General features: G+C 51.1%; 12 protein-coding genes and 2 tRNA genes. All 14 read left to right on the top strand.

The features are described 5' to 3' along the window. On the top strand, positions 1-516 hold a 516-nt coding region (locus ABYP33_RS15140; RefSeq protein WP_373091998.1), incomplete at its 5' end, for a ComEC/Rec2 family competence protein. 64 nt (positions 517-580) lie between these two features. Continuing rightward, positions 581-1,216, top strand: coding sequence for a MotA/TolQ/ExbB proton channel family protein (locus ABYP33_RS15135; protein ID WP_373091997.1), 636 nt, complete (start codon positions 581-583; stop codon positions 1,214-1,216). Next, complete coding sequence (locus tag ABYP33_RS15130) at positions 1,216-1,647, top strand: ExbD/TolR family protein (RefSeq protein ID WP_373091996.1); 432 nt, start codon at positions 1,216-1,218, stop codon at positions 1,645-1,647. Before ABYP33_RS15135 ends, ABYP33_RS15130 begins: the two co-directional genes overlap by 1 nt. 42 nt (positions 1,648-1,689) lie before the next feature. Next, positions 1,690-3,492, top strand: a complete 1,803-nt coding sequence (gene msbA / locus ABYP33_RS15125) for a lipid A export permease/ATP-binding protein MsbA (RefSeq protein ID WP_373091995.1) — start codon at positions 1,690-1,692, stop codon at positions 3,490-3,492. Between the two features lie 6 nt (positions 3,493-3,498). Beyond that, positions 3,499-4,485, top strand: coding sequence for a tetraacyldisaccharide 4'-kinase (lpxK, locus tag ABYP33_RS15120; protein ID WP_373091994.1), 987 nt, complete (start codon positions 3,499-3,501; stop codon positions 4,483-4,485). Between the two features lie 43 nt (positions 4,486-4,528). Beyond that, on the top strand, positions 4,529-5,293 hold the full coding sequence (gene kdsB / locus ABYP33_RS15115; protein WP_373091993.1) for a 3-deoxy-manno-octulosonate cytidylyltransferase: 765 nt from the start codon (positions 4,529-4,531) through the stop codon (positions 5,291-5,293). Beyond that, positions 5,293-5,790 (top strand): low molecular weight protein-tyrosine-phosphatase, encoded by a 498-nt coding sequence (locus ABYP33_RS15110; RefSeq protein WP_373091992.1) that lies wholly within the window; start codon positions 5,293-5,295, stop codon positions 5,788-5,790. The genes kdsB and ABYP33_RS15110 overlap by 1 nt, the downstream gene beginning before the upstream one ends. After that, positions 5,790-6,806 (top strand): UDP-N-acetylmuramate dehydrogenase, encoded by a 1,017-nt coding sequence (gene murB / locus ABYP33_RS15105; protein ID WP_373091991.1) that lies wholly within the window; start codon positions 5,790-5,792, stop codon positions 6,804-6,806. Before ABYP33_RS15110 ends, murB begins: the two co-directional genes overlap by 1 nt. Further along, positions 6,772-7,395, top strand: a complete 624-nt coding sequence (locus ABYP33_RS15100) for an alpha-ketoglutarate-dependent dioxygenase AlkB (protein WP_373091989.1) — start codon at positions 6,772-6,774, stop codon at positions 7,393-7,395. Before murB ends, ABYP33_RS15100 begins: the two co-directional genes overlap by 35 nt. A 67-nt stretch (positions 7,396-7,462) precedes the next feature. Further along, positions 7,463-8,107, top strand: coding sequence for a UvrY/SirA/GacA family response regulator transcription factor (gene uvrY, locus ABYP33_RS15095; RefSeq protein ID WP_373091988.1), 645 nt, complete (start codon positions 7,463-7,465; stop codon positions 8,105-8,107). Between the two features lie 18 nt (positions 8,108-8,125). Then, positions 8,126-9,985: an excinuclease ABC subunit UvrC gene (gene uvrC, locus ABYP33_RS15090; RefSeq protein WP_373091987.1), complete on the top strand. Its 1,860-nt coding sequence runs from the start codon at positions 8,126-8,128 to the stop codon at positions 9,983-9,985. Between the two features lie 41 nt (positions 9,986-10,026). After that, positions 10,027-10,587 carry a CDP-diacylglycerol--glycerol-3-phosphate 3-phosphatidyltransferase gene (pgsA, locus tag ABYP33_RS15085; RefSeq protein ID WP_373091986.1) on the top strand — a complete coding sequence of 187 codons (561 nt, stop codon included), beginning with the start codon at positions 10,027-10,029 and terminating at the stop codon, positions 10,585-10,587. A gap of 134 nt (positions 10,588-10,721) precedes the next feature. Continuing rightward, positions 10,722-10,797 (top strand) — tRNA-Gly (locus tag ABYP33_RS15080). Between the two features lie 125 nt (positions 10,798-10,922). Further along, positions 10,923-10,996: transfer RNA gene (locus tag ABYP33_RS15075), tRNA-Cys, on the top strand. The last annotated feature ends 333 nt before the right edge of the window (positions 10,997-11,329 follow it).

Raw genomic sequence — 11,329 nt, 5'->3', positions numbered from 1 at the left:
CGCGACTGTCACACAGCGCCAGCCTGGGATTGGGATGGTGTGCGATTTGAGTTTTTGGACAGCGCTGTCAGCGATCAGCGCGGTAATAACGCTTCTTGTGTTATGAAGGTCAGTGCCGGTTTTGCATCTATTCTGCTCACTGGGGATATCGAGGCAGAAATAGAACGCAAATTGATGGGTGCCCGCAATAATAACTTATCGGCAGACGTGTTGGTGGCGCCACACCACGGCAGCAATACCTCGTCTTCAGCAGCATTTATTGGGGCAGTTGCACCCGCAGAGGTGGTGTTTTCGGCTGGGCGCAACAACCACTACGGCCACCCGGCGACATCTGTTCTTCGTCGCTACCGGTCCCAGGGGAGTCGCTGCTGGCACACCGGTCTGCATGGCGCGATTCAATTTCGCTTTCAAGGCGGTGAGCTAGCGGATATTCGCTATGCTCGCGCCTGGCGTTATTACTGGGAAACGCCAGTAACAAGCTCGGAATTATGCCGGAAATTCAATTCCGAGGGCTGATTCACTTCTTACCGAGGCATTCCCTCCGTATAATGCCCTCACATAAAAATGGTAGGGATCTGATGTGCTTGAATTGGTGAAAGCGGGTGGCTGGTTAATGCTGCCAATTATTTTGTCTTCAATTATTGCTTCGGCGATCTGTGTAGAGCGTTTTCTCAAACTAAATCCCAATAAGGTCGCTCCCCGTAATTTATTAAATCAAGTGTGGGCGTGGTTGCAAAACAAGCAGCTCGATGCAGAGAAATTACGTGAGTTACGACGTGGCTCGCCACTGGCGCAAATTCTTGCCACCGGTTTGGCCAACGCCAAATTTGGGCGCGATATTATGAAAGAGAGCATTGAAGATACGGCGTCTCACATAATTCACGACCTAGAACGCTATCTTAACGCGCTGGGCACTATTGCCGCGGTTGCGCCGCTGCTTGGTTTACTCGGCACTGTGCTGGGTATGATTAGAGTATTTACCGAGATTATGGTACAGGGCACAGGTAACGCCGGGGTGCTCGCTGGCGGTATCTCCGAAGCCTTAATCACAACCGCCTCAGGCCTTTGTGTGGCCATTCCTGCCTTGATTATGCACCGTTATTTTTTGCGTCGCATTGACGAGCTGGTAGTTCGAATGGAGCAAGACGCCATGAAGCTCATCAATGCGATGCACGGCGAAGTGCAAATTAAAGACAGCGCAGCGGGTAAGAAATAGTGAAATTTAAGCGCCAGCGCATGGATGACAGTGGGGTTAATCTCACCCCGCTAATTGATGTGGTGTTTTTACTGCTGATATTTTTTATGGTGTCGACAACATTTACCAAAGAAAGTCGTCTTACTTTGGAGTTGCCCACCGCGCAAGGTGACATCGCCCCCGAAGCAGCTCAGGTTTTGGAGGTCGTGATCGACGCCCAAGGCCGTTACCGCCTTAATGAGCAGGCCTTAGTCGATCACACTGTACAAAGCTTGATGGCAGGCATGCGGGAGATTGCTGGTGACGACAGTGAATTGCCGGTCATTATTACTGCTGATGCGAAAAGCCCTCACCAGGCTGTTATCACCGCGATGGACGCGGCGGGGCGACTCGGCTTTGCTAAACTTAGCCTAACCACCCAAGATCCCGACAGCGGTACGCCAGCCAACTGATTTTATGTTCCGTCTTCGTTAACGCTAGGAATTCCCGGTAATATGAGTAACAACAATAAATCCGATCTCGTTATTTACGGTCGCTTGCTGAAATACGTGATACCGATGTGGGCCATGTTTTTATTCAGCGTTTTGGGTTTTTCGGTATTTTCCGGTGTTCAGGTATTACTTGCCGATATGATGCAGCTGATTGTCGATTATATCGGCGGCAATATGGTGCCCGGGGAAGGCGGTATGTCGGCAAAATTAATGTGGGCTTTGGGCGACAAAGACTTTGTCCTAACCGACGCTCGCTTGTGGATTGTGTTAATGATGGTTGTGCTCGGCTTAGTCCGGGGCGTGGGGTACTTTGCCGGTAACTATTTTATCGCGATAGTTTCTAATAGCTTGGTTCACAATTTGCGCTGTGAATTGTTTAATAAAATGCTGCATATGCCCAGTCGCTATTTTGACCAAAACTCGACGGGCATGATGATTTCCAAAATTACCTTTAATGTCGAACAAGTCACTGGTGCGGCGGTCAATGCGACCAAAGTCGTGCTGCGTGAGGGCACCTTTGCGATCGGGCTTATCGCCTACTTATTGTACAGTAACTGGAAACTCACCATGGTGTTTTTTCTTGCCCTGCCGATTATTGCTGTCACCGTATACTGGGTGGGTAAACGGTTTCGCAAGCTCAGTAAAAACATTCAAAATGCGATGAGCGATGTCAACCAAGTGACCAATGAGTCGATCGGCGCTTATCGTGAAATTCGCCTCTACGACGGTATCGCCTTTGAAACTGCTCGATTTATTGAGGCCAGTAGTCGGACCCGCAGTCAAAACATTAAGATGGCGTATTACAACGCGATCAGTCCTTCAGTAATTCAGTTTCCAGTTGTGCTCGCCACTGGCGTGCTTATTTGGATAGCCCTGGGTCTTGGCGGTTCAATGTCGCCCGGCGCCTTCGTCGCGTATTTGTCGGCGGCCTTGTTTTTACCAAAACCTATGCGTCAGCTGGCGGATGTTAGCAGTACTATTCAAAAAGGCTTGGCGGCAGCGGAAGATATTTTTGATTTTATAGATGCAGAGCAAGAGAAAGATGAGGGAACTTACCGCAGTGATGTAACCCGCGGCGATATTGAAATACGTAATTTGAACTTCGCCTATAGCCCTGATTCTGAACTGGTATTACGCAATATAAATTTAAATGTTGAGGCGGGTAAGTCCCTGGCCTTGGTTGGCTTGTCTGGCTCCGGCAAGTCCACCTTGGTGAGTCTGTTGTCGCGGTTTTATGAACATGACCAGGGCGATATTCTGCTTGATGGTGTTGATGTTCGAGATTACCAGCTAAGCAATCTGCGCGACAAAATGGCCTTGGTGACTCAGCAGGTCACGCTGTTTAACGACACTGTTTTCAATAATATTGCTTACGGTAAGATGGCGGGGGCGAGTCGTGAACAGGTACGTGCCGCTATAGAGGCGGCCCACGCCAGTGAGTTTATAGACCAACTTCCCCTCGGCCTAGAAACCGTGATTGGCGAAGACGGTGTGATGCTGTCCGGCGGCCAGCGTCAGCGTTTGGCGATTGCCCGCGCATTTCTAAAAGATGCGCCGATTTTAATATTTGATGAGGCCACATCGGCCCTCGATAATCGCGCTGAAAGTCATATTCAAAAAGCGATGGAAGAGGTGATGAAAGGTCGCACTACCATCGTTATTGCCCACCGCTTAAGCACCATCGAAATGGCCGATCAAATCGTGGTAATGGAAGCGGGGCAAATAAAAGAGCAGGGCAGCCACGATGAACTGCTTGCCTTGAATCAGCGCTACGCCCAGCTATACCACAAGAATTTTGAGGAATAGATTTAGGTGGCATTGGAACAAGGCCTGAACCGCGCCTGGTATGGCAAGCCGAAAAGCTTGCTACTTTTGCTTCCGCTGGCGTATTTGTATCGCCTAATCGCCGCAGTGAGGCGCAGTCTCATTCGGCCACAGTCCTGTGGCGCGCCGCTGATTGTGATCGGCAATATTTCGGTGGGTGGCAGTGGTAAGACTCCGGTCGTGTTGGCGGTGGCCGAATACTGCCAAGGCCTAGGTTATAAGGTTGGCATTGTTAGTCGCGGCTACGGCGGAAACGCGCCAATATACCCTTATTTAGTCACTGCCAAGTCAACACCGGTTGAAGCGGGGGACGAGCCTTTTTTAATGTACCAGCGCAGTGGCTTGCCGTTGGCGGTGGCGCCAGATCGCGTGGCGGCAGCAAAATTGCTTGTAGAGCAGCACGCTTGCGATCTCATTATTAGCGACGACGGTTTACAGCATTATCGTCTAGCTCGCGACATAGAGGTTCTCGTCATTGATGGCGAGCGCGGCTTTGGCAATGGCCACTGTTTGCCGGTGGGGCCTTTGCGCGAGCCGGTAAGCCGCGCAAACGCTATCGACCTACACATAATCAATGGCGGCAATCGTCGCTTACGTGGTTACACCATGAATTTACGGGGCGTGGTGGCGGTAAATTTGGCCAGCGGCGAGCGGCGCGCCTTAGTCGATTGGCCACTAAACCAACGCCGAATCCATGCTGTTGCGGGAATCGGTAATCCTCAGCGGTTTTTTCAAAGTCTGCGAGCGGCAGGCTTTGAGCTTATTGAGCACCCATTTGCTGACCACCATCCTTATACTGTGGTCGACTTACAATTTGATGAGTCACTGCCAGTATTAATGACGGAAAAGGATGCTGTTAAATGTCGGCTATTTGCCCAGGGAACACATTGGATGGTACCGGTTACTGGCGAGATAGATAAAGCATTTTATGTGCAGTTGCGCTCGCGTTTGGCAGCAGTTGACATCAGCCGCTAATATTTCAGCAGTAGCGCTAGTATCAATTACATTTGGAGCAAGCATGTCTTACACCGTTATCATTCCAGCTCGTTTCGCTTCCAGCCGCTTGCCGGGTAAGCCGCTGCTCGATATTGCGGGAAAGCCCATGATTCAGCATGTCTGGGAGCGAGCCGTCGATAGCGATGCCAGTCGAGTGGTGATTGCCACTGAGGATCAGCGGGTATTTGATGTCTGCCAGGGGTTTGGCGCAGAAGTGATTATGACCCTTGCCAGCCATGAATCTGGCACCGATCGCTTGCAAGAAGTGGTGAGTAAGTTGCAACTTAGCGACGAGGAAATCGTCGTTAATGTGCAGGGCGATGAACCCCTCATCCCTAAGGCCGCTATTGCGCAAGTGGCCGAGAATTTGGCAGCCAAGCCTGGCGCGGGAATTGCAACGCTGGGCGAGGCGATTAACGATATTGAAGTGATCTTTAATCCCAACGCCGTTAAAGCCGTTGCCGATAGGCAGAGTTATGCGCTGTATTTTAGTCGTGCACCTATGCCGTGGTGTCGGGATGACTGGGCTGGCGAGGAGTTGAGGCTGCCAGATAATGCGCCCTTTTTACGTCATATCGGCATCTATGCTTACCGGGTGAGTTTTCTGCACGAGTTTGTGCACTGGCCCATGGGGGTGTTAGAGAGCTTTGAAAAATTAGAGCAATTGCGGGCGATGGAAAACGGTGTGCGGATTCATATCGCCACGGCCTGTGTAGATATTCCAGGTGGGGTTGATACTGAAGCCGATTTACAAAATGTCAGGAAAATTTTGGCGGCGAGCAGCTAATGGCCATCAAGGTATTATTTGTATGTCTTGGCAATATTTGTCGCTCGCCGACGGCGCACGGTGTCTTTCAGAAGATGCTAAATGATGCGGGTCTACACGACGAGATACAGGTTGACTCGGCGGGCACGGGTGACTGGCACATCGGTCGCAGTCCCGACCAACGCAGCCAGGCAGCAGCGCTGAGTCGCCAGTATGATCTCTCGTCATTGCGGGCGCGACAGGTGTGTATAGCTGATTTCCAAACCTTTGATTATATCTTGGCCATGGATGAGTGTAATTTGGCGGATTTACAGGCTATGCACACTCACCAGACGGAGTGTGAACTAGCTTTGTTTTTGACTTATGCGAAACACACAGCGCGACGCGAAGTGCCGGACCCTTATTACGGTGGGGGGCGTGGCTTTGAAGACGTGCTGGACTTAGTGGAAGACGCCGCAGGTGGTTTGTTACACCATATTTGTGCTCATCATGGCTTTGGTAAAGGCGCGGCGCTGTAATGGATATTCAGCGCCATGTCGATTTACAATCGTATAACACGCTGGGTATCCGTGTTCTTGCCGATTATTTTATTGAAGTAAGCAGCCTTGACGGTCTTAGAGAGGCAATTGAGTTTAGTAGTCGTCGGCGTTTGCGGCGAGTGTTTATCGGTGGTGGCAGCAATATAGTGCTGCGTGGCGATATTCACGGTTTGGTTATTCACATGGCGATGCGCGGCATCAGCTGTGAGAGTAGGGGTGATGAGCGCCTCGTTACCGTAGCTGCTGGCGAAAATTGGGACGAGCTGGTGAAGTATAGCTTGGCACAAGGCTGGTACGGCTTGGAAAACTTAATCTCTATTCCCGGTCAAGCGGGTGCCGCGCCAATACAAAATATTGGCGCCTATGGCGTAGAGCTCGCCAACGTACTGCACTCGGTTACTGGTTGGGACATTAACCTCAATGGCTTGCGCACCTTAAGTGCCGCCGATTGCCAGTTAGCCTACCGTGATAGTGTTTTTAAGGGGGCATTGCGGGATGTGTTTATTATCACCGCAATAACATTGCACTTGAGTGCTAAGCCAACGTCAAATCTTAGTTATCCCGCCTTGGTTGAGACCCTAGCGACGCACGTACCCGAGCAAGCGCCCAGCCCGGAACTGATCGCAGCGACCGTGGCTATGGTGCGGGCTGATAAGCTGCCAGATTATCGGCGGGAGCCGAATGTCGGCAGCTTTTTTAAAAATCCGATTATTTCTAAACGCCTTGTCCAAGAACTGGTCGCGCAATACCCGGCGTTGCCACATTGGCCGATGGCCGATGGCCGCTTTAAAGTCGCGGCAGCGTGGTTGGTAGATCAGGCTGGCTGGAAGGGTAAGCGGCGTGGCGCGGTGGGAATTCATCCGCGCCAAGCCATTGTGCTGGTAAATTACGACGGCGCAGACGGGGCGGAAGTTTTGGCGTTTGCCGATGCAATACAGGCCGATGTGCTCGCGCGATTCAATGTTGACCTCGAAATTGAGCCCCGTGTTTATTGAACCCGAATATATTCCTTTAGCGGGGGGTGGTTTGCGTTATTATGCCCAGTATATCGCCGAACCCGATCCCTTATATGAGCAGTTGCGCGAGAATATCCCTTGGCAACAGCCGATATTAGACATATATGGCCGACGCCACTTGACGCCACGGTTAGTTGCCTTTGTCGGGGATTCTGGCTTGAGCTATCGCTACAGTGGTCACCGCCATTATGCAGATGTATGGCCGCCAGAAGTGCTGGCGCTACGAGAACGTATCGCCGACGATGCTGGCTACGATTTTAACTGTGCCTTGCTCAACTACTACCGTAATGGTGACGACAGTATGGGTTACCACAGCGACGATGAAGCCAGCTTGGGCAGTGATCCCTGTGTTGCGTCACTCAGTTTAGGTTGTGGCCGAGACTTCCTCATGAAGCCGAAGGGGCTAAAAACCAAATCATGTAAAATACATTTAGCATCTGGATCATTGCTGTTAATGTTGCCGCCCACTCAGCGCCACTGGCAGCATGCGCTGCCTGTGCGAAAGGGGCTAGCGCAAGGAAGAATAAATATCACTTTTCGTAAAGTGGTATTATCGCTGGCGGATTGAACCACAGCAGGCTGGTTAGGTCATGGTCGCGGTGGTATTGTTACAGGCATTGGATGCAGGGAAATACATGATTACAGTTTTGGTTGCCGACGATCACGCCATGGTGCGTACCGGAATAGTGCGAATGCTCGATGATGCCGACGGTATTACGGTCATCGCCCAAGCGGCAAGTGGTGAAGAGGCAATTAGCAGCTGCCGAATATTAAGCCCCGACGTAGTGCTAATGGACGTGCGAATGCCAGGCATTGGCGGCTTAGAGGCAACGCGTAAACTGCGTTTGGTGTCGCCGTCAACGCGCATTATTGCGCTGAGCGCATACGATCAAGAGCCTATGCCCAGTCGCCTGCTCAAGGCCGGTGCCTCGGCCTATGTCACTAAAGGCGCCTCGGAAGAAGAAATGGTCTTGGCGGTTAGGCAAGTTGCTAAAGGGCTGCGCTATTTAAGTCCAAGCGTCGCGCAGGCGATTGCGTTGAAGGGCTTTAGTGGCGGTGTCGAGTCACCCTTTGAGTCGCTCTCTGAGCGCGAAATGCAAATTAGCCTAATGATTGCTAACTGCCAAAAGGTATTGGACATTGCAGAGCAACTCCACATTTCAGCGAAAACAGTGAATAGCTATCGCTACCGAATTTTTGAAAAGCTCAATATTGGTGGTGATGTAGAGCTCACACTCCTCGCTATTCGTCACGGCCTGATCGACTCTCCTGGCGCCTAGTCTAATACATTGAATGACATGACTGCTATCCCCAATGAAACCGCTTCGAAGCCAACCTCATTCGACTCTGCGAGCTTCTTAAAAACTGTCACGGAGAAGGCGGGAGTATATGTAATGCTCGACGTCGCTGGCGAGGTGCTTTACGTCGGCAAGGCAAAAAACCTGCGCAAGCGCTTGAGCAGTTATTTTCGGGCCAGTGGATTAACCACTAAAACCATGGCCTTGGTGGGGCGTATTCACGAGATTGAAGTGACGGTGACCGCGAGTGAGCGTGAAGCGTTGTTGTTAGAACAAAACCTTATTAAGCAGTACAAGCCGCCCTATAACATCCTGCTGCGGGACGATAAATCCTACCCCTATATCTATTTGAGTACCGATCACGAGCATCCACGCTTGAGTATTCATCGCGGCCGCAAAACTGGTAAAGGTCAGTATTTTGGCCCTTACCCCAGTGCGGCGGCGGTGCGCGAAAGCTTGAGTTGGTTGCAGAAAGTATTTCGGGTGCGCCAGTGTGAAGACAGCTATTACAAAGGCCGCAGTCGACCCTGCCTGCAGTACCAAATAGGGCGCTGTTCGGCGCCCTGTGTCGGCATTGTTAGCGACAAAGAATATGCTGTAGATGTTAATTATACTGAATTGTTTTTAAAGGGAAAAAGCTCAGATATACAGGCCGATTTAGCGAATCAAATGGAGCGCCACGCAGCGGCGCTGGAGTTTGAACAAGCCGCTGATTTACGCGACCGTATTGCCCATTTACAGCAGGTGCAGTCCACGCAATGCATTGAAGGTGAAACCGGCGATATGGATATTCTCGGCGGCGTCATGGACGGTGGCCAAGTCTGTATCCAGCTGGTGTGCGTGCGCGGCGGTCGAGTGCTGGGTAGTCGTAGTTACTTCCCCAAAAGCCAGCTGGAAGAGCCGCTGGCGATGCAGATCGAGGCTTTTGTGGCTCAGCACTACCTGATTGGTAGTGGCGCCAGCGATATTCCACGGGAAATTATCAGCAATATCATGCTCGACGACAGCGATTTACTGGCGGCAAGCCTCACTGAACAGGCTGGGCGCCAAGTGTCACTTAGTCACAAGGTGCGCAGCAATCGGGCTAAATGGCAAAATTTAGCGCTGACCGCCGCTGAGCAAAACCTCAAGAATCGCCTAGCGTCGTCTGCCAGCAGCCTGAAGCGCTTTAAGGCCTTGCAAGCGGTCTTGGGCTTGGGAAAACTTCCAGGGCGCCTAGAGTGCTTTGATATCAGTCACAGCAGCGGCGAGGCGACTGTGGCCTCCTGTGTGGTGTTTGATGGCAACGGGCCGCTAAAGTCTGATTATCGTAAAATGAATATTGACGGCATTGCCCCAGGTGACGATTACGCGGCGATGTACCAAGCGCTTAGCCGCCGCTATACGCGGGTTAAAGCGGGCGAAGTATTGATGCCAGATATTTTGTTCATCGATGGTGGCAAGGGCCAGTTGACCCAGGCAAAAGCGGTGATGGCCGAACTTGGCATCGACAATCTACTGATGGTCGGGGTGGCGAAGGGCAGTGATCGCCGCGCGGGTTTAGAGATACTCATTCGCGGTGATGATGGCCGTGAGATCAGCTTGCCGGACAATAGTCCGGCTCTGCACCTCGTTCAGCACATTCGTGATGAGTCTCACCGCTTTGCCATTACGGGGCACAAGGCAAGGCGAGATAAAACCCGACGTCAATCTACGCTTGAGGGTATACCGGGGGTTGGTGCCAAGCGACGGCGAGAATTGCTCCGCTATTTCGGTGGTTTACAGGGTGTAAAGCAAGCTGGGGTAGAAGATTTACAACGAGTGCCGGGAATTAGCGAGAAAATTGCCTTACAAATCTACGAAGACCTGCGCAGCGCTTAGAAAACGAATAGAATACGACTTGCTGCTTTAATGAGACCACTATGAATATACCGAATGCCTTGACCCTGTTCCGAATTGTGCTAATTCCGGTGCTGGTGGTTTTATTTTATATGCCTATCGCGCATACCTATTTTTTAACCGCGGCGGTATTTGCGGTTGCGGCCATGACCGATTGGTTAGACGGTTACCTTGCCCGCAAACTCGGGCAGAGTACGGCGTTGGGCGCATTTCTCGACCCTGTTGCCGACAAGCTAATGGTGGCTGTGGCGCTGGCTTTGCTCATTGAACGCTACGACGCCTCGTGGTTTACCATACCCGCAATTATTATTATTGGCCGCGAAATAGTGATTTCCGCGCTGCGTGAGTGGATGGCCGAGCTGGGTAAGCGCACCAGTGTGGCGGTATCGTATTTGGGCAAAATTAAGACAACGATGCAAATGGTCGCAATATTTGGCTTGCTTTTGGTTTCGCCTGAGCATCAAGGCTATTTGTATTACGCAAATATTGTATGCTTATACATGGCGGCGCTGCTTACTTTATGGTCAATGTTGATTTATCTCCATGCGGCATGGCCAGATTTACGCGATACAGCAGGTGATTGAGAAAAAAATCACGTTAAATCAGCAACTTTCCTTGACAGAATTTGGTGACTGACTAGAATAGGCGCCTTCTTAAAGCACAGCTTAAAGGTGTTTTGGAACTTGTGGGAACAAGCTAAACATCTAAGTGTAGTGACGCGGGAATAGCTCAGTTGGTAGAGCGCAACCTTGCCAAGGTTGAGGTCGGGAGTTCGAGCCTCCTTTCCCGCTCCAAATCATTATGCAGTTCAGCAATATTGACGCGGTGGTTGAGGGGTATTTTAACTCCAGCGCCCGTGGCGATAACATGGCCGGTATCGACCGGCGTGCACGGTAAGCGTGTAGAAAAAACGATTTTAGGCGCGGTGGCAGAGTGGTCATGCAGCGGACTGCAACTCCGTGTACGCCGGTTCGATTCCGACCCGCGCCTCCAATATGGTTAGCTATCCGAGTAAGTGCTTGCTAGACGCAACTACCCCGAAGCAATGATTCCGCTTTAAATTCCAGTCTTATGCTGTATAGTACTTCGTTACCTTTTACCTTTCCAGCTATCGAAATAGTCTTCCCATCGGCAAACTGATGATTACAGCAAAATCATTTTAATGAATGTCGATGCCCCCCGTTAATGATGAAGAGCTCAATCTCTGGCTCTACCCCATTAACGGGGGATGGCACTCATTAAACCCTGTTAATCACACCGTCCCACCCACAATGGGCTAGAACGCGTAATCTGTAATTTTCAAAGTTTCTAAAACCATACGCTCGT

The sequence above is a fragment of the Zhongshania sp. genome (assembly GCF_041584495.1).
Classification (GTDB): domain Bacteria; phylum Pseudomonadota; class Gammaproteobacteria; order Pseudomonadales; family Spongiibacteraceae; genus Spongiibacter.
This window is presented reverse-complemented; position numbering and strand designations above follow the sequence as displayed.

Bases quoted from the DNA above. Each gene is read 5' to 3' on its own strand.
- msbA (WP_373091995.1), top strand. From the start codon at position 1,690: ATGAGTAACAACAATAAATCCGATCTCGTTATTTACGGTCGCTTGCTG.
- kdsB (WP_373091993.1), top strand. From the start codon at position 4,529: ATGTCTTACACCGTTATCATTCCAGCTCGTTTCGCTTCCAGCCGCTTG.
- ABYP33_RS15110 (WP_373091992.1), top strand. From the start codon at position 5,293: ATGGCCATCAAGGTATTATTTGTATGTCTTGGCAATATTTGTCGCTCG.
- murB (WP_373091991.1), top strand. From the start codon at position 5,790: ATGGATATTCAGCGCCATGTCGATTTACAATCGTATAACACGCTGGGT.
- ABYP33_RS15100 (WP_373091989.1), top strand. From the start codon at position 6,772: ATGTTGACCTCGAAATTGAGCCCCGTGTTTATTGAACCCGAATATATT.
- uvrY (WP_373091988.1), top strand. From the start codon at position 7,463: ATGATTACAGTTTTGGTTGCCGACGATCACGCCATGGTGCGTACCGGA.
- uvrC (WP_373091987.1), top strand. From the start codon at position 8,126: ATGACTGCTATCCCCAATGAAACCGCTTCGAAGCCAACCTCATTCGAC.
- pgsA (WP_373091986.1), top strand. From the start codon at position 10,027: ATGAATATACCGAATGCCTTGACCCTGTTCCGAATTGTGCTAATTCCG.